This is a genomic window from Pseudomonas sp. NBRC 111133 (assembly GCF_001320605.1).
Classification (GTDB): Bacteria; Pseudomonadota; Gammaproteobacteria; order Pseudomonadales; family Pseudomonadaceae; genus Aquipseudomonas; species Aquipseudomonas monteilii.
The window spans coordinates 50,459-67,821 of the sequence record NZ_BCBJ01000096.1 but is presented as its reverse complement, the minus strand read 5'-3'; the positions used below and the strand labels follow the sequence as shown (position 1 = coordinate 67,821).

The 17,363-nt window shown below is 63.1% G+C and carries 14 protein-coding genes; 5 read left to right on the top strand and 9 right to left on the bottom strand.

What is annotated here, in order from left to right; translation table 11 throughout:
• Positions 1-5 precede the first annotated feature (5 nt).
• The 6 genes from APH36_RS22850 to APH36_RS22830 form a co-directional block, all read right to left on the bottom strand.
• The gene (locus tag APH36_RS22850; protein ID WP_060500522.1) at positions 6-773 is read right to left on the bottom strand and encodes an SDR family NAD(P)-dependent oxidoreductase; all 768 of its coding nucleotides are present in this window, start codon (positions 771-773) and stop codon (positions 6-8) included.
• Positions 774-786: 13 nt separating this feature from the next.
• Complete coding sequence (locus APH36_RS22845; RefSeq protein ID WP_060500519.1) at positions 787-2,433, bottom strand: acyl-CoA synthetase; 1,647 nt, start codon at positions 2,431-2,433, stop codon at positions 787-789.
• Between the two features lie 122 nt (positions 2,434-2,555).
• Positions 2,556-7,001: an NEL-type E3 ubiquitin ligase domain-containing protein gene (locus APH36_RS22840; RefSeq protein ID WP_060500516.1), complete on the bottom strand. Its 4,446-nt coding sequence runs from the start codon at positions 6,999-7,001 to the stop codon at positions 2,556-2,558.
• A gap of 83 nt (positions 7,002-7,084) precedes the next feature.
• Positions 7,085-7,414: a hypothetical protein gene (locus tag APH36_RS31790; protein WP_125474438.1), complete on the bottom strand. Its 330-nt coding sequence runs from the start codon at positions 7,412-7,414 to the stop codon at positions 7,085-7,087.
• Positions 7,415-7,474: 60 nt separating this feature from the next.
• Positions 7,475-8,497, bottom strand: a complete 1,023-nt coding sequence (locus APH36_RS22835) for an AraC family transcriptional regulator (protein ID WP_060500514.1) — start codon at positions 8,495-8,497, stop codon at positions 7,475-7,477.
• Positions 8,498-8,554: 57 nt separating this feature from the next.
• Positions 8,555-9,418, bottom strand: a complete 864-nt coding sequence (locus tag APH36_RS22830; RefSeq protein WP_060500512.1) for a LysR substrate-binding domain-containing protein — start codon at positions 9,416-9,418, stop codon at positions 8,555-8,557.
• 112 nt (positions 9,419-9,530) lie between these two features.
• Between APH36_RS22830 and APH36_RS22825 the strand changes: the two genes are divergently transcribed.
• Positions 9,531-10,637 carry a 2-aminoethylphosphonate--pyruvate transaminase gene (locus APH36_RS22825; RefSeq protein ID WP_060500510.1) on the top strand — a complete coding sequence of 369 codons (1,107 nt, stop codon included), beginning with the start codon at positions 9,531-9,533 and terminating at the stop codon, positions 10,635-10,637.
• A gap of 34 nt (positions 10,638-10,671) precedes the next feature.
• Positions 10,672-11,499, top strand: a complete 828-nt coding sequence (gene phnX, locus APH36_RS22820; RefSeq protein ID WP_060500508.1) for a phosphonoacetaldehyde hydrolase — start codon at positions 10,672-10,674, stop codon at positions 11,497-11,499.
• Positions 11,500-11,538: 39 nt separating this feature from the next.
• Here the strand turns inward: phnX and APH36_RS22815 are convergent, their stop codons facing one another.
• A complete protein-coding gene (locus tag APH36_RS22815; RefSeq protein WP_060500506.1) occupies positions 11,539-12,603 on the bottom strand; it encodes an AI-2E family transporter in 1,065 nt (354 codons plus the stop codon).
• A gap of 133 nt (positions 12,604-12,736) precedes the next feature.
• Here APH36_RS22815 and yegQ point away from each other — a divergent pair, with 133 nt between their 5' ends.
• From yegQ to APH36_RS22800, 3 genes are all read left to right on the top strand, one after another.
• On the top strand, positions 12,737-14,071 hold the full coding sequence (gene yegQ, locus APH36_RS22810; RefSeq protein ID WP_060500503.1) for a tRNA 5-hydroxyuridine modification protein YegQ: 1,335 nt from the start codon (positions 12,737-12,739) through the stop codon (positions 14,069-14,071).
• 77 nt (positions 14,072-14,148) lie between these two features.
• Positions 14,149-14,577 (top strand): DUF411 domain-containing protein, encoded by a 429-nt coding sequence (locus APH36_RS22805; protein ID WP_060500502.1) that lies wholly within the window; start codon positions 14,149-14,151, stop codon positions 14,575-14,577.
• Positions 14,577-15,014, top strand: coding sequence for a YqaA family protein (locus APH36_RS22800; RefSeq protein ID WP_060500501.1), 438 nt, complete (start codon positions 14,577-14,579; stop codon positions 15,012-15,014). Before APH36_RS22805 ends, APH36_RS22800 begins: the two co-directional genes overlap by 1 nt.
• A 44-nt stretch (positions 15,015-15,058) precedes the next feature.
• Here the strand turns inward: APH36_RS22800 and zapE are convergent, their stop codons facing one another.
• Together zapE and APH36_RS22790 are read right to left on the bottom strand one after the other, a co-directional pair.
• The gene (gene zapE, locus APH36_RS22795) at positions 15,059-16,165 is read right to left on the bottom strand and encodes a cell division protein ZapE (protein ID WP_060500499.1); all 1,107 of its coding nucleotides are present in this window, start codon (positions 16,163-16,165) and stop codon (positions 15,059-15,061) included.
• Between the two features lie 39 nt (positions 16,166-16,204).
• Positions 16,205-17,350, bottom strand: a complete 1,146-nt coding sequence (locus APH36_RS22790) for a PQQ-dependent sugar dehydrogenase (RefSeq protein ID WP_060500497.1) — start codon at positions 17,348-17,350, stop codon at positions 16,205-16,207.
• Positions 17,351-17,363: the final 13 nt, after the last annotated feature.

The following is a 17,363-nucleotide window of genomic DNA, read 5'->3' as shown; positions in this document are numbered from 1 at the left end:
TCTCCTTACTTGGCTGCCATGCGCAGTGCGCCGTCGAGGCGGATCACCTCGCCGTTGAGCATGCTGTTCTCGATGATGTGACGGGCCAGTGCAGCGTATTCCTGTGGGCGGCCCAGGCGTGGCGGGAATGGCACACCGGCCGCCAGCGAAGCACGCACCTCTTCGGTCATGCCGGCCATCATCGGTGTTTCGAAAATGCCTGGGGCAATGGTCATCACGCGGATGCCAAAGCGCGCCAGTTCACGGGCGGCCGGCAAGGTCAGGCTGGCGATGGCGCCCTTGGATGCCGCGTAGGCAGCCTGGCCAATCTGCCCGTCATAGGCGGCAATCGACGCCGTGTTGATGATCACGCCACGCTCCCCACCCTCATCGGCAGACCCTTCGGCCATAGCCGCCGCAGCCAGTCGCAGCAGGTTGAAACTGCCGACCAGGTTGACGTTGATGACCTTGGCGAAGCTGGCCAGGCCATGAGGCCCCTGCTTGCCCAGCACCTTCTGCGCACCGACGATGCCAGCGCAGTTAACCAGCCCATGCAGGCTGCCAAAGCTGCTGACAGCCGCATCGACAGCCGCTTGGGCCGCCTGCTCGTCACTGATGTCAGCCACGGCGAAACGGGCGTTGTCACCCAGCTCCCGGGCCTTGGCCTCGACAGCCTGGGCATTGAGGTCGACCAGCATGACCTTGGCGCCGGCCTCGACCAGCATCTGCGCAGTCGCGGCACCCAGCCCGGAGGCGGCGCCGCTGACGATGAAGTGTTTGTTGGCTATCTGCATGATCGGTTTCCTTTCAGGCGCTGGCAGGGGTGGCCTGTTGCGCGTTTTGTTTGGCGACTTCCTGGTTACGCAGGATGAAGCGTTGCAGCTTGCCGCTCGGGGTTTTGGGCAGCTCGCTGACGAATTCGATTTCTCGGGGGTAGGCATGCGCGTACAGCCGCTGGCGTACGTGCTGACGCAAGGTTTCTTCCAGCTCGGCACTGCCGTTGTAGCCACTGGCCAATACCACGAACGCTTTGATCAGCTCGGTACGCTCCGGGTCGGGCTTGCCGATCACCGCCGCCTCGATCACCGCCGGGTGCTCGATCAGCGCGCTTTCCACATCGAACGGGCCAACCCGGTAACCGGAGGTGGTGATCACATCATCGCTGCGGCCAACGAAGCTGATGCTGCCGTCCTGGTTCAGCTCGACGGTGTCACCGCTGAGGTAGTACTTGCCAATGAAGGACTTGGTCGGCAACCCGTGGTAGCCACCGAACCAGCACAACGGCGATTGCTCACGGTCGACAGCAAGGATGCCCGGCTGGCCGGCCGGCAGTTCGTTACCCTGCTCGTCCACCACCACAATGCGGTGGCCAGGGATGGCAAAGCCGGCCGAGCCCAGGTGCACCGGGTGCTTCAAACCATGGTGGTTGCACAGCACCATGCCCAACTCGGTCTGGCCGTAGTGATCGTGAATGGTCACGCCCAGTTCGTCGGAGAACCAGCGGATCACCTCCGGGTTAAGCGGTTCGCCAGCACTGCTGACCACCCGCAGGCGGCCCTTGATCGGCGCCGAGAATTCATTGCCCGCCGCAATCAGCAAACGGTACGCGGTGGGAGAGCCGGCCAGGTTGGTGATGCCCAGCTTGTCGATCACCCGGGCACAGCTTTCAACACTGAACGGGCCATCGTAGAAGGTGGTGGCGTGCCCCAGTGACAACGGGCCGGTAACGGCGTAGTACAGGCCATACGCCCAACCCGGGTCGGCCAGGTTCCAGAAGTTGTCCTCTGGACGCAGTTCGATGGCATCGCGCATGTAGCCCTGGAACGCGACAATCGCCCGCAGTGGCACTTCCAATGGTTTCGCCGGGCCGGTGGTTCCGGAGGTGAACATCAGCAGGAACGGATCGTTGCCCGAGCGCATCACCGGCTCGCAGGCATCCGCTGCGCGCTCCAGGCATTGCTGGAAGTCCAGCTCACCGCTGCGGGCCCTGACGGTGATGATGGTCGGACAGGCCTGCACATCGTCCAGCTTGGCGCGGTTCTGGCTGTCGGTGACGACCACTCGGGCATGGGATTGCTCAAGCCGGTGCTCGATAGCCTTGGGGCCGAACGCCGTGAACAAGGGCTGGTAAACCGCCCCCAGGCGCCAAGTGGCGAGAATGGTGACCAGCAGTTCGGGCGTGCGCGGCATCAACCCGGCCACCCGGTCTCCGGCCCCCACCCCCTGCGCCTTGAGCACATTGGCAAAGCGGGCTGCCTGCGCCTTGAGCTGATCGAAGCTGTAGCGCGCGCTGTTGCCATCGCGGTCTTCGTAAATCAGCGCCAGCTTGCCGTTTCCGGCATGCCGATCACAACATTCGACACAGGCATTGAGGGCTTCGAGGTTGCCATGCAATGCCGCCGTAACAGCATTGGCATGGTCGAACGCACGGGCGGCCTCGGCGTAATCGCGCATCGTCAGACTCCTGGCTTCTTGTTTTTGGAGTTAAACCATCGGTCCAACGATGTTCGCGCCGCTCAAGCGCGGCGGCAATGGCCAAAGTTGTCAATCTGGATGACCGGTTTGGCCGCCACTCGTTACCCTTGCCCGCGCTCGGCTGCACGCAGGTAGGACTGGGTGAGCGCCACGACCAGGCGCTCGATATCGACGCCCTGTTGCTCTCGTAGTCGCGTTTGCTGCTGCTCAAGGGCCGTCGCCGACAAGGCAGGCCGCTGAGCCTGCAGCCGAAGCAGGCGCTGCGAGTAGTCTGCACGGATGGCATCAAACATGCGGCCATGCTGCTGGCGCAGGTAACGGTTCCAGAACGCGCGCTGACTCAGGCTATCGGCCAAATTCTCGAGGGTCTGCGCGTGGTTAACCCGCCGAAATGCATCCTCTATCCGGGCCTGTGCAAGCGTGACAGCGTCGGGATAGCGCATGGCGTACGGCTGACCAGGCAGCTGCAAACGGCTGCGAAGGCGGATCCTGTAGGCAAGTCCCAATGCCAGTTCATCAACGGGCTCACCGGCGGCCAGACGCTGCCGGTAATCCTGGCGGGCAATTCCTTCCACCTGATCCAGCCGGAACAGTTGCCGGCCCAGTTCCAGCAGCTGGTTGCCGCTTTCAGGATTGACCGCGTTTGCCTCAGCCTGCGCCTGGCTGGCCTGTACCCTCAATTCACTGAACCGGCTGGCGACAGCATCCGAACACGACAGCGGCGCGTCAGCCCGTTCAAATATTCGCCGGCAGAGCACGGGATCGTTGTCCAGCGCGCCCAGCAGCACCCATACTCCGTCAACCAGCGCAACACGTCCGTCGCCAGCGCCCGTGTAGTCAGCCGTCATTTCCAGGCGAGCCAACAACCTGAAGAACCCACTGCTATTCGCTTGCGCCAGCAAACGCTGCCACAGGGCCTCTCGCGTCGCCCGAACCGCCGTATCGTCATGCTCGGCCAAGAGCGTGCGAGTCCGGGCCAGGTCAAATGTCCATGACGGCTCAGGCGAGTGCCGATGCTCCTCAATCACATCGAGCGCGTAAAATCTACGGAGCTGCATGGACGACAAGGGGTTGCGCTCTATCAGAATGGAACGCCGAAACGCATGAGGCATCTGCTGGATTTGCGCCGGCACCTCACGCAATTGGTTGTCGCGCAGGTCAGCACACTCAAGCAGGCCACACAGCTCCAGGCGTCGCGGCCAGGCGCCGAGACGGCAATGGCGCAGGTTCAGGTTTTTCAGTCGGGAGAGTTGATAGAAGCTCATGTCCAGCGCTTCCAGCCGGTTGTAGCTCAGATCAAGAAGCGTAAGGTTTGGCAGCCCATGCAGAATACCGATTGCCTGGGCGTCAAGCCGTAGCTGGTTACGCGCCAATCTGAGCGCTTGAATACCTGGGAGGTACGCAAGCCCCGTCGGCATGCGCATCAAACCGTTGTTGTTGAGATTCAGGTGCGTCAGTGCAGTGAAAGGACGAAGGAAATCGACCGGAATGTCAGTGACCAAGGTGTCGTTCACGCTGAGCAGGGTAATGCGATGGAAGTCGATTTGTGGTGGCAGTGCCGGCAGCGTACGCAAGTGCAAACCGCTCAGCGACAGGCGCTGCTCCTGTGTTTGCGCTTGACCGGTCGAGACAGGCTCGCCCTGCAATCGCCAGGCGCGCAATATGCTGTCGGCCGTCAACCTGCGTGCGGCTTGCCGCCCCTCCCCCAACTCGGCACTGACCCAGCGGTTCAGGTGCTGCATCAGCTGATCATGGTCATCCTGCAGCGCCACGAGGCGCTCCAGCACGGGCTGCGCGCTTTCCTGCAAACGCGCCAGCTCCACGTCAAGCGCGGCCTCATCCAGGCCAGGATAAAGCGATCGCAGCTGGTTACGAGCGATTGCCCGCTCATCGCGGGGCGCAGCTGAAGCGCGGCCACTGAGCGTGTAACCCACGCGCCCGTCCTCCAGGCGGCGCCCCGGATTGAGCCAGGCACCTTGCTCCGGCCAACCGAGCATGCGTGCAATACCCCAATGGGTACCGGGTAACCGCTCCAGAAGCTGCATACGCAGTTGGCCGGCCAAACCACTGCCCGTCAACTGCATCGCCGCGCGCTGTTCAGACGTGAGGGCGGCAACGAGTGCCTCGAAGATACAGCCAGGCTCGCCGGGCGGAGCCGCTTGTTGCTCACCTAACCCGTTGTAGACCTGAAACCTGCCTTCATGGCGAACCAGTACCCTTTCCGCCTCGCTCTGCCCGCCGCTACCGAGGTGCTTGACAGACCGCCCATCCAGCGCGCTGTCACGCAAGTCGATGTCGAGCTGGTCAAGCTCGAAGGAATCCAGCAACGCAAGGGCCAGCTCGCCGGTGACGTCACTATAGGCTGTACTCAGATACAACCCGGCCAGCCCCCGGTTCAACCGCGCCAGGCGCAGGAGCGAACGGGCGTGCTTCGCGCACGACAAAGGCAAGCGCTGCTCGACCCGCGCCATTTCGTGCTCAAGCTCACCTGCCTGGCCGACAAGCTCGTTTATGTAGGCGGCAGGCAGGCCGGGGAAGTCGCGCTTGACCAACAGGCTCAAGGGGCCTTGCACAAGCGGCTGGTCTGTCAGGTGGGCAAACAGTTGCGGGCGCAACTCGGCCTCGTGCGCCAGTAACGGCTCCAGCCCCACCCCAACATCTGGTCGGCCTTCACTCCAGGTCAACAGCTCACTGTCGGATGGCATCAATGCCTTCAGCCGAACGCGCTCGAAAAATGTCTGAATACGCGCATGTGCCTGGAAGGCGCGCAGGGTTTGCCCGAGGTTCACGGGGGCCGCTCGGTTCTCCACCAGCACCGCGCGTAACTCATCTTCATCCATATCAGCGACCCGCAGTATCTGCTCGGCCTGATGCGCATCGACAGCGGGATGCTGTGGCCACAACGCATCCAGCATGCGCGCAGGGTCCTGCCAGCCAAGCGGTTGCTCGCGCATTAGGCGCCAGCCACGCTCACCGTTGTGCAACACGACCGGCCCGTAGCCACCCTCACCCGCGGCATGACGCAAGCGATAGGGGCCGCCAGGGACCGGCTGATGCACTTCGTGATAGCGCCCGTCGATACGAACCCAGCGACGTGCATCCTCACCATACCGTCCCTCTTCCAGCAGACCGATAGAGCCCGGCATGGAGCGATAATTCGCGGGATCGAAATGCCATAGCCGACCGCGCCCATTCCCAAGGCTTACCGGCTCAAGGCGCGCGACAAACGCACTGCGCACAAAACTGACCGCCGCCACTGTCGCAGCCGTGGCCGCCAAGGTCTCAGCCACCCCTAGCAAATGCTCCAGCGCTTCATGTTGGTGCCCGCTCGACCAGTCCCTTATCCCTTCGAACACGTCCGAGCAGGTCTGGGCAACCAACTGACCCAACAACAAGGCGCCCACGACGGGAATGAACAATCCGGCGAGGTTTATCAGGTCCAGACCCGCAGCCTTCCATTGCGCGTGTCTGGCGCTTATGGCCTGGCTATCAGCATCGGCGGTTGGTACCAGCAACAAGCGGGCATCATGCTTGACCCTTTGCACTTGCCGGGTAGCCAGTTCCGTGAAAATCCCCCCGCCCGGTGCCGTGCCTTCAAGCGCCAGGTCCGGTAGTGCATCCTTCAGGCGCTTGCCAAGGGTGCTGACAAACGCGGCGCGGTGCTCAATGCTGATCAGCTGCGTGAAGTACTGCCTATACGATGGCTCCTTCAACAGCGATGCCAGCCTGCTGTTCATGGATGGCGCATCATCGAAAAAACGCAGCGCTTGCCGAGGATCACTCGCCAGGTAAAGGACGATGCCCCGTTCATTCCCTGCCTTGTCACGCAGGCGAATCAGCAACCCATCGGCCACAGGTTGCCCTAGCGCCTTCAGCAGCATGGGGTCGCCCGTCAACCCTTGCTGTCGGTGCGACTTACCGTGGTCCACCACCTCACGCAAGGCGATCTGTACATCGGCGCTTATGTTTCCCTGCAAAGCTGCAATTTCGGTGGCCAGTTTCAACCCCGAACGTTTGTCTGCAGCCAGCATCGCTTGAGTAGCCGGATGAAAGATCCTTTCCAGCTCGTCCTGATATTTCTGGCCAACGTCCAGATCGCGACAAGCCGCAATCAATGCGTCCAGCGATGCATTCAAGGGCTTATCGCTGCCGGGCAGAACCAGCCCGGTACCTATGTAATAGCTTGTATTCGCAGCGAAGTTGCGCATCAGCCGCAGCAACCCGTTTTCACGTGTCTGGCTGTACGCGTACGTCTGCTGCAATGTGCCTGGCAGAGTGCCGAACCGCGGAGCAACCCTCAGCCATTCGAGCTGGGCAAACGCCTGCCCATCAGGCAACGGTGCATCCAGCAGTGCCAGCAGGTGTTTCTCGGCAAACGGCTGGAGCGGCAGTAGCTCGACGGTGAGCCCACGCAGGCGCGCCTGGCTGGCATGATGCGCGTTCAGGCTGGTACGCAAGGCATTGATCTGGCCCTTTGAAGCACGTTTGAGCCACTCAGGTAATCTGGCAGCCATGAATTGATCGTGGCCAGTCGCGTTGGTGGTCATGGTTGGTTCCCCAGCTATTGGACGAAGCCAACCATGTTGCTCAACTGCCTGACCAGGATGCAGAGGGAACGGGTGCGGGCAGCTCAGACGCCTTGGTGCGGCTGCCCCTGCAACGGCAGGTTCAGTTCCTGCTCGGTAAGCTGCAAGGCAAGCGCCTCGAACGCCTGTTCCGTTTCCCGTTTAAGCTGCTCACAGCGGTGCACATACTCACCACTGCCGGGCTTCCTTTTCCTGACCCAGGGTATCCATCCGCGTGTCGAAATCGTCGGAGATACGCGCATACGCCTCGGGATACCTGGCACCCAGGTACGGCGCCCAGAAAAATGTGCCGTCATGCAGGCCCGCAGCAACGCCAGTGGTTTTGGTCCGGCACCCCTCAGCCAGGCGGGCAACTGCTCGGCGATATCATGCATGATTCGACCTGCCACCTTGCCCTTACCGCTTGCCGCGCTACAGCCGGAAGCGTTAGTCCCTCAGTGCCCTGCCCCGCGCGCCTGAATCAATGCCCGATAATGCCCAGGGTTGCAGCCAAACCATTTGCGAAACGCCTTGTAGAACGAACTGTTGTCGGCAAACCCCAACTGCTCGGCAAGCTCGCCCATGGCCACGTCTTCCCGGCTTAGCCAGGCGATCGCCAACTCTCTGCGTACACTGTCCTTCAACCCCTGGTAGTTCTGCCCCTCTTCGGCCAGGCGCCGGCGTAGAGTCGAAGGCGACAGGCACAGCTGCCGTGCCAGGCTGTCGGCATCTGGCCAATGTTCAGGGGCCAGGCCCAGCAGGTCGGTACGTATGCGTCGCCCGAGGCTGGCCGGATCACGGTACTTGACCAAGATATTGCCCGGCGCTTCGGCAAGAAATCGCTGCAGTTCCTCCTCGTTGCGCTTCAGCGGCAGGTCAAGGCACGCCGAGGCAACGATCATGCGTGTGTGCGGGCGCTCAAAATGCAGGTTTTCCGAAAACATCACCCGATAGTCGTCACAAAAGGGTGGCTCGGCACAACGCAGGTCAATGCTCAGGATCGGGATACGCCGCCCAGCCAGCCAGCACGCCACCCCATGCACGATCATCCAGAACGTGAAATAGGTGAACGCGCGGCGCGGTTCGTCACGCGGCTCATTGATGACAATCTCGGCCAGACCTTCCTGGCGCACCAGGCTGGGCTGCATGTCCTGAAGCATCAGCGAAAGGAATGCCAGCGCGGTTTCCAGCCCCGCGCCCAAGGTCGGTTGGCCCATGCTGGCACGGCACATGAAAGCCAGGCTGCCACTGCGAAGGCCGCGTGGGTCCATGGCGAAGAACTCGTCGTTGCAGCGGCGTGCCAGCAGGCGCCACAACCGGGCATAGGACTCTGCACTGACACGCGCCTCTGGCAATTGCAAGTGTTCAACGGCGATTCCCGCCCGGGCCAGCAAGGCGCTATCGGGCTCAGCGGCGGGGCAGGTCTGCAACAGCGCTTCACGCACCAGCTGCATGGAAATAGTGTCTTTTTCGCTCATCGACGGTCCTGTCGGCGGGTTGCCGGCCATCTTAGGCCGCCTTGCTGAAAACAGCCATCACAGCCCCACTGCCAGGCCTAGGAACGCCTGGATCAGGCGCAATTCGCGACGGCGCTCCAGGCAACCGATCAGGTGTTGGTTGACCAGGCCCTCGCCAGACAATGGCCGTGCCACCACCCGCGGATCATTGGCCACTTCTGTAGAAGAAACAACACCAATACCCAGCTCCGAAGCCACCGCCTCGGTCACCGCCTCACGGCTGTCCAGTTCCAGCAGTACACGCGGCTGCACGCCCGCCGTGATGCAGGCTTTGTCGAAGGTGCGCCGCGTGGTGGAGCTGGGCTCGCGCAGCACCATGATCTGCTGGTGCAGTTCGGCCAGGGGCAAATCGCCGTCGCCGTGGGCCCAGCCATGCCCCGCAGGCAACAAGGCACACAGGCGTGATTCGCAGAGGTTCTGCAGGTACAGGCCCTTGCGCGGCTCGATCTCGGTCAGCACCGCCACGTCGGCATGCTCGGACAACAGCGCAGCCAGCGTCTCCTGAGCATTGCCCAGCCGCAAGTTGACAGTGATGCCGGGGTAGCGCTCACGCAGCTGCGCCAGCATGGGCATGACCCGGTGCGGGCCATCGGCCGCCACCTCCAGCCGCCCGGTCAGCAATTGCCGGTTGGCTTCGAGCATGGCCTGTGCTTCTTCGGCGAGGCCGAACATGGCGCGGGTGATGGCCGCCAGCCGGGTGCCCTCTTCGGTCAATTCCACCCGCCGTGCGGTGCGCCGCAGCAAGGTGATCTGGTAGTGCTCCTCCAGCGCCTTGACGTGCCCGGTCACGGCCGGCTGGCTGATGAACAGCCGCTCGGCGGCACGGGTAAAGCTGCCCTCGCGGGCCACGGCATCGAAGGCGCGGAGCTGGAACAGGTTCATTTTTATCGGCCTGACTTATAGCTGAGATAACAACAAACAATTTGATTGATAGCAGCGCGAATTGCAACCTAGGCCCCGTCGTTTCAGCCCACCGCTTGTGAGGAATAACGGAATGAGCAACGCCCCGATTCTGCTGACCCCAGGTCCACTGACCACATCAATCCGCACCCGCCAAGCCATGCTGGTGGACTGGGGCTCCTGGGACCGCGATTTCAACCAACTGACGGCCAGCGTGTGCGAGCAGCTGCTGGCGATCATCGACGGCAGCGCCAGCCACCACTGCGTGCCCCTGCAAGGCAGCGGCACCTTCGCCGTGGAAGCGGCCATCGGCACTCTGGTGCCACGCGATGGCAAGGTTCTGGTGCTGATCAACGGCGCTTACGGCCAGCGTCTGGCAAAAATCTGCAAAGTGCTGGGCCGCACGTACAGCACCTTCGAAACCGCCGAAGACCAGCCAACTACCGCCGCTGATGTCGACCGCCTGCTGGCTGCCGACCCGTCCGTGACCCACGTGGCATTGATTCACTGCGAAACCAGCACAGGCATCCTCAACCCGCTGCCCGAGATCGCCCAGGTCATCAAACGCCACGGCAAACGCCTGATCATCGATGCCATGAGCTCGTTCGGCGCCTTGCCAATCGACGCCCGCCAAATCCCCTTCGAAGCACTCATCGCCGCCTCCGGCAAGTGCCTGGAAGGCGTACCCGGCATGGGCTTCGTCTTCGCCGAAAAAGCAGCCCTGGCCGCCGCCGAAGGCAATGCCCACTCGCTGGCCATGGACCTTCACGACCAGCACGCCTACATGGCCAAGACCGGTCAGTGGCGCTTCACACCGCCCACCCACGTGGTCGCGGCCCTGCATGAAGCACTGCAGCAATACAACGAGGAAGGCGGCCTGCCAGCGCGCCACCAGCGCTACGCCGACAACTGCAAGACCCTGCTCGACGGCATGGCTGCCATCGGCCTGCGCAGCTTCCTGCCGGCCGAGATCCAGGCGCCGATCATTGTCACGTTCCATGCACCCAACGATGCCCGCTACCAGTTCAAAGACTTCTACGAGCGGGTCAAGGCCAAGGGTTTCATCCTTTACCCAGGCAAGCTGACCCAGGTCGAAACCTTCCGTGTCGGTTGCATCGGCGTGGTCGGAGCCGACGGCATGCAAGCCGCCGTGAATGCCGTGGCCCAAGTGCTGCGGGAAATGGAAGTGCTGGACATCTGACCCCTTTGCCCACCCGACTTCAGGAATTAGCCACATGAACTACAACAACCCTACCCAGCTGCAAGCCGCCATCCTCGACTGGGCCGGCACCGTGGTCGACTTCGGCTCCTTCGCGCCGACCCAGATCTTCGTCGAGGCGTTCGCCGAATTCGACGTGCAAGTGACCATCGAGGAAGCCCGAGGCCCGATGGGCATGGGCAAATGGGACCACATCCGCACCCTGTGCGACGTACCGGAAATTGCCGAGCGCTACCGCAAAGTGTTCGGCCGCACCCCCACCGACGATGATGTCACCGCCATCTACAACCGCTTCATGCCGCTGCAGATCGAGAAAATCGCCGTGCACTCGGCATTGATCCCTGGCGCCCTGGAAACCTTGACCAGCCTGCGCCAGGACGGCCTGAAGATCGGCTCCTGCTCGGGTTACCCGAAAGTGGTGATGGACAAGGTGGTGGAGCTGGCCGCGCAGAATGGCTACGTGGCCGACCATGTGGTAGCCACCGATGAAACCCCGAACGGTCGCCCATGGCCAGCCCAGGCCTTGGCCAATGTGATTGCCCTTGGCATCGACGACGTAGCGGCCTGCGTGAAGGTGGACGACACCGTGCCGGGCATTCTCGAAGGCCGACGCGCCGGCATGTGGACCGTGGCCCTGGTGTGCTCGGGCAATGCCCTGGGGCTGACCTGGGAAGGCTACCGGGCACTGAGCGCCGAGAAGCTGGAAAGCGAGCGCACGCGCATCCACGCACTGTTTGCAGGCTCCCGCCCGCACTACCTGATCGACACCATCAACGAGCTGCCCGAAGTGATCGCCGACATCAACCGGCGCCTGGCCAAGGGTGAAATGCCGCAATCTTTCTGATCCGGCCAGTGGGGCTGCTTTGCAGCCCCCGTGCACGTTCTACTGCGGCAACTGCACTTGCGGTTTGGTCGAGGCAAAGATTGCCCAGCTGGACACGAACAGCGCCGCAATCAATGGCCCGATTACGAAGCCGTTGAGCCCGAACACTGCCAGCCCACCCAGCGTCGACACCAGGATCAGATAGTCCGGCATACGCGTGTCCTTGCCCACCAGGATCGGCCGCAGCAGGTTGTCCACCAGGCCGATCACCAGCACACCGAACGCGCTCAGAATCACCCCCGGCAATATGGCCCCGGTCAGTAGGAAATACGCTGCAACCGGCGCCCAGACGATGCCAGCGCCCACTGCCGGCAGCAGCGACAGAAACGCCATCAGCACCGCCCACACCAACGCACTGGGGATATCCAGCGCCCAGAAGATGAAGCCGCCCAGCGCCCCTTGGGTAATGGCCACCAGCACGTTGCCTTTCACCGTCGCCCGCACCACCCGGTTGAATTTCAGCTGCAAACGGCGCTTCTGGTGTTCGGGCAGTGGCACGGCCAGGCGCACACGGCGGGCCACCTCGGCGCCTTCTCTCAGGAAGAAGAACAGCAGGTACATCATGATGCCAAAACTGATCACGAACTCGAATGTACCCTGACCGAAGCTGAACGCCTGGCTGGCCAATACCTGGCTACCCTGGGTTGCCCACTTGGTGATTTTTTCGCGCAACCCGTCGAGGTTGCCCATGCCTATGTTGTCCAGGCCATGCTGGGCAAACGCCGGGAGCATGTCCTTGCCACGCTCGACGTAACCGGCGATGTCCAGTTGCCCGCTTTCGATACGCTGGTACAGCGTGGCCCCCTCCTGCACCAACAATGCACTGGTGATGATCACCGGCAGGATCGCCACCAGCAGGCACACCAGCGTCGTGGTGGCAGCGGCCAGGTTGCGCCTGCGCCCAAAGCGGATCAGCAGGTGCCGCTGCAGCGGGGCAAACAGAATGCCCAGTATCACCGCCCAGAAGATCGCACCGTAGTAAGGCAGCAATATCCAGAAAAAGGCGATGGTCACCAGCGCCAAAAGTACGGCCAGGGCTTTGTTCTGTAGCGCAGCTTCGTTCATCGCAGGTCCTCGAATGGCTTCTGGGATATTAGTGCGCGCCGCTTGGGTAAAAGTGCCACCACTCCCTTGATGTAAATCAATACGTGTATTTCCCGCCGGCTATAGCATCCGCGCCTTTTGCCCCGGTGCGCACATGAACCCGACCGCCAAGCCCGAACTGCTGGCCCCCGCCGGCACCCTCAAGACCATGCGCTATGCCTTTGCCTACGGTGCCGACGCAGTCTATGCAGGACAGCCGCGCTACAGTTTGCGGGTGCGTAACAATGAGTTCGACCATGCCAACCTGGCGCTGGGCATCCAGGAGGCGCATGCGTTGGGCAAGCGCTTTTACGTGGTGGTCAACATTGCCCCGCACAACGCCAAGCTCAAGACCTTCCTCAAAGACCTGGCGCCCGTGATCGACATGGCGCCGGATGCACTGATCATGTCCGACCCCGGCCTGATCATGCTGGTGCGCCAGCACTTCCCGCAGATGCCGGTGCACCTGTCGGTGCAGGCCAATACGGTCAACTGGGCCAGCGTGCAGTTCTGGCAGCAACTGGGCCTGAGCCGGGTCATCCTGTCACGCGAGCTGTCGCTCGAAGAAATCGAGGAAATCCGCCAGCAGGTGCCGGGCATGGAGCTGGAGGTGTTCGTCCACGGCGCCCTGTGCATGGCCTACTCCGGCCGTTGCCTGCTGTCGGGCTACCTCAACAAGCGTGACGCCAATCAGGGTACCTGCACCAACGCCTGCCGCTGGAAGTACGACGCCACGCCGGCCACCGAGAACGCCACCGGCGACATCGTACGCGAAGTGCAGCCCACCCTTGGCCTGGGAGCCCCGACCGAGCAGGTGTTCCTGCTGCAGGAAAGCAACCGCCCCGGCACTGAAATGCCCGCTTTCGAGGATGAACACGGCACCTACATCATGAACGCCAAGGACCTGCGTGCCATCCAGCACGTCGAGCGCCTGGCCACCATGGGCGTGCATTCGCTGAAGATCGAAGGGCGCACCAAGTCGCATTTCTACTGTGCCCGCGCGGTGCAGTCGTATCGCCAGGCCATCGACGACGCGGTGGCCGGGCGGCCGTTCGACCGCACCTTGATGGGCAACCTGGAGTCCCTTGCGCAACGAGGCTACACCGAAGGGTTCCTGCGCCGTCACGTACACGATGAGTACCAGAACTACCAGCGCGGTAATTCGGTCTCGGAGCGCCAGCAGTTCGTTGGCGAGCTGACCGGCGTGCGTGTCGATGGCCTGGCCGAGGTCAAGGTGAAGAACCGCTTCGCCGTGGGTGACCACCTGGAGCTGATGACCCCGCGCGGCAACTACCACTTCGACCTGCACCGCCTGTGCAACCGCCAGCAGCAGGCCATCGAGGTGGCGCCGGGCGATGGCCATGTGGTGTACCTGCCCATTCCGGAGCAGGTCGCGCTCGAGCATGCTCTGCTGATGCGCGACCTCGGTGCCGACGAGGCAGCAAGCTGACAGTAGTGTAACGTGCAACTCAGCGACCAGCCGCTTACGCTATGCTGCTGAACCCATGCTGGAAGGAGTGCTTTACCATGCTGCGCAAACACCTGCTGACCCTGGGGCTGCTGGCCATCACCGGCCTGGCCCAGGCCGCCGAGACCATCGATGTCTACCGTGACCCCAACTGCGGCTGCTGCAAGGCCTGGATCAGCCACCTGCGTGACAACGGGTTCACCGTCAATGACCACGTCGAGCCGAACATGAGTGCGGTGAAGCAACGCCTGGGCGTGGCGCCACGCCTGGCGTCGTGCCACACGGGGGTGATCGACGGCAAGTTCGTCGAAGGCCACGTTCCGGCCGAGCAGGTACGCCTGCTGGCCAAACGCAATGACCTCAAGGGCCTGGCCGTACCGGGCATGCCCATGGGTTCGCCAGGCATGGAAATGGGTGACCACAAGGACGCCTACCAGGTTATTGGTATGACCCAGGATGGGCAGGACACCGTGGTCGCCACCTACTGATGCTCAGCCTGTGGGCGCTGTTTCTCAGCGCCTTTGGCGCCGCCACCCTGCTGCCGCTGCAATCGGAGGCCGTGCTGGTCGGCTTGTTGCTGCGCCAGCCCGAGGCCTGGGCGACCCTACTACTGGTGGCCACCTTGGGCAACGTGCTGGGTTCGGTGGTGAACTGGCTGTTGGGCCGGGCCATCGAGCACCTGCGCGACAAGCGCTGGTTCCCGTTCAGCGCAGCCCAGCTGGCGCGTGCGCAGGAGCGCTACCAGCGCTGGGGCCAGTGGTCGCTGTTGCTCAGCTGGATGCCAGTGATCGGGGACCCGCTGACGCTGATCGCCGGGATCATGCGCGAACCGTTCTGGCGCTTTCTGCTGCTGGTCACCCTGGCCAAGGCTGGCCGCTATGCAGTGCTGGCGATGATTACCCTGGGCTGGTTTCACGCCGGCTAACACTGAACCCGTGCGGTGGGGCCGCTTTGCGGCCCTTGCACCATTCAGCCAAACCGCTGCAGTTGCATCTCCCGCAGGCGGCTGAGGGTTCGTTGGTAGGGAAACGCCAGATACCCCTGCGTATACAACGCTTCAAGCGGTACCTGCGCCTCCAGGTACAACGCCACCCGGCGGTCGTAGCACTCGTCGACCAGGGCAATGAAGCGGCGCACTGCGTCGTCCTTGGGCGACAGTGCCGGCAGCTCGCGATCACCGGCCACCACCCGTGCGGCAGCATCTTCAGTGCCACGGGCAATGCGCCCGGCCCGCTGCTCGCCACCCAGCGCAGGAATGCCCGACACCAGGACGGCGGGATAACGATCGCACAGGGCCATGAACTCCATGGCTGCCAGCGGTTGCTCACACAGGTCGGCGAAACGGCACCAGATCGCCTGCTCGCTGCGCCGCACGACTTGAATGTGCCTGGAGCCAATAACCAAGGGCTGATCAGTGCCGGCGTCATCCGGGCTAAGCTGGCGGAAAACCTCGGCCAACTGGCTGGTCTGCCCCACTTCGGCCACCCAATAGCGCTGCCGCGCTGCACCAGGGTGCAGGCGGTGGTCCTGTTCGCCCGCCACTGGCAGCACCTGCATATGCCGCTGGATAGCGGCGATGGCCGGCAGGAACCGCTCGCGGTTGAAGCCGTCGCGGTAGAGCTGCTCGGGTGGCTGGTTGGAGGTGGCGACGATCACCACGCCCTGGTCGAACAGCACCTGGAACAGGCGGCCGAGGATGATCGCATCACCGATGTCGTTGACGAACAGTTCGTCGAAGCACAGCACGCGGATCTGTCCGGCCAGTTCCCGGGCCAAGGCCAACAGCGGGTCGGCCGTGCCGTTCAGCTGGAACAGGCGCTGATGGACCCAGGCCATGAAGTGGTGGAAGTGCTGGCGCAGGCTGGGCAGGCGCAGGCAGCGGTGGAACTGGTCCATCAGCCAGGTCTTGCCGCGACCGACCGGGCCCCAAAGGTAGATGCCCTGGGTGGAGCGGCCCTGTTCGACGGCCAGGAAGCACGCTTGCAGCGCCTCGACGGCGCGGGCCTGTGCAGGGTCGGCGACATAGCCCTGAGTGGTCAGGGCTTGCTGGTAGAGGGATTGGGGATCTATGGCCATAACGAATTCTACACGGCTAACGCTATCCGTGTAGGAGCGTCAGTTGGCCAGGCCTACCTTCAGCAACGCGCCGTCCTTGTCATCGGTCAGCACATACAGGTACCCATCCGGCCCTACCCGCACATCGCGGATGCGGGCCTTCAGGTCCCCCAGCAGGCGCTCTTCATGCACCACCTTGTCGCCGTCCAGCTGCAAGCGAATCAGCTCCTGCGTTGCCAGCGCACCTATGAACAGGTTGTGGTCCCAGGCCTTGAACGTGGGGCTGTCGTAGAACGCCATGCCGCTGATGCCTGGCGACTTCTCCCACACATGGTGTGGGTCGACCATGCCGTCCACATGCTTGCCCTTGGCCTCGGGGATCGGCAGGAGCGAGTAGTTGATGCCGTGGGTCGCAATCGGCCAGCCGTAGTTCTTGCCGGGCTCGGGGATGTTGATTTCGTCGCCACCTCGCGGGCCGTGCTCGTGGGTCCACAGCTTGCCGGTCCATGGGTTGAGCGCGGCGCCTTGCTGGTTGCGGTGGCCGAACGACCAGATTTCCGGTCGCACGTTGTCGTTGCCTACAAAGGGGTTGTCCTTGGGTACATCACCATCGGGAAGGATGCGCACGATCTTGCCTTGCAGCTTGTCCAGGTCCTGGGCAGTGGGGCGCTGGTTGTTCTCGCCCAGGGCGATGAACAGGTAGCCGTTGCGGTCGAACACCAGCCGCGAGCCGAAGTGGTTACCCACCGACAGTTTGGGCTGCTGGCGGAAGATCACGGTGAAGTTTTCCAGCCGGGCCCGGTCTTCGGACAGCTGGCCACGGCCGACCGCGGTGCCGGCCTTGCCGTCACTGCCCTCCTCGGCGTAGGACAGGTATACGGTACGGTCTTTGTCGAACGCCGGCGACAGCACCACATCCAGCAGGCCGCCCTGCCCCTCGGCCCAGACCTTGGGCACACCGCTGATCGGCGGGCCGACCTTGCCTTCGGCGTTGACCAGCCGCAAATTGCCGGGACGCTCGGTCACCAGCATGTCCTTGCCGCCCGGCAGAAATGCCAACGCCCAAGGGTTGCGCAGGCCGTCGGCCAGGGTACTGACTGTCAAGGTGCCTTCTTCACTGCGAAACTGTTGCTCGGCCGCCGCCTGTGCCAACAGGGGCATGAGTGCGGCGGCGGTCACGGTGACCAGCCAGGTTGCTCTGGGCATGCAGGATTCCTTT

What these genes read in the sequence shown, in the direction of transcription:
- APH36_RS22850 (WP_060500522.1), bottom strand. Translation starts at nt 773, where the DNA reads ATGCAGATAGCCAACAAACACTTCATCGTCAGCGGCGCCGCCTCCGGG.
- APH36_RS22845 (WP_060500519.1), bottom strand. Translation starts at nt 2,433, where the DNA reads ATGCGCGATTACGCCGAGGCCGCCCGTGCGTTCGACCATGCCAATGCT.
- APH36_RS22840 (WP_060500516.1), bottom strand. Translation starts at nt 7,001, where the DNA reads ATGACCACCAACGCGACTGGCCACGATCAATTCATGGCTGCCAGATTA.
- APH36_RS31790 (WP_125474438.1), bottom strand. Translation starts at nt 7,414, where the DNA reads ATGCATGATATCGCCGAGCAGTTGCCCGCCTGGCTGAGGGGTGCCGGA.
- APH36_RS22835 (WP_060500514.1), bottom strand. Translation starts at nt 8,497, where the DNA reads ATGAGCGAAAAAGACACTATTTCCATGCAGCTGGTGCGTGAAGCGCTG.
- APH36_RS22830 (WP_060500512.1), bottom strand. Translation starts at nt 9,418, where the DNA reads ATGAACCTGTTCCAGCTCCGCGCCTTCGATGCCGTGGCCCGCGAGGGC.
- APH36_RS22825 (WP_060500510.1), top strand. Translation starts at nt 9,531, where the DNA reads ATGAGCAACGCCCCGATTCTGCTGACCCCAGGTCCACTGACCACATCA.
- phnX (WP_060500508.1), top strand. Translation starts at nt 10,672, where the DNA reads ATGAACTACAACAACCCTACCCAGCTGCAAGCCGCCATCCTCGACTGG.
- APH36_RS22815 (WP_060500506.1), bottom strand. Translation starts at nt 12,603, where the DNA reads ATGAACGAAGCTGCGCTACAGAACAAAGCCCTGGCCGTACTTTTGGCG.
- yegQ (WP_060500503.1), top strand. Translation starts at nt 12,737, where the DNA reads ATGAACCCGACCGCCAAGCCCGAACTGCTGGCCCCCGCCGGCACCCTC.
- APH36_RS22805 (WP_060500502.1), top strand. Translation starts at nt 14,149, where the DNA reads ATGCTGCGCAAACACCTGCTGACCCTGGGGCTGCTGGCCATCACCGGC.
- APH36_RS22800 (WP_060500501.1), top strand. Translation starts at nt 14,577, where the DNA reads ATGCTCAGCCTGTGGGCGCTGTTTCTCAGCGCCTTTGGCGCCGCCACC.
- zapE (WP_060500499.1), bottom strand. Translation starts at nt 16,165, where the DNA reads ATGGCCATAGATCCCCAATCCCTCTACCAGCAAGCCCTGACCACTCAG.
- APH36_RS22790 (WP_060500497.1), bottom strand. Translation starts at nt 17,350, where the DNA reads ATGCCCAGAGCAACCTGGCTGGTCACCGTGACCGCCGCCGCACTCATG.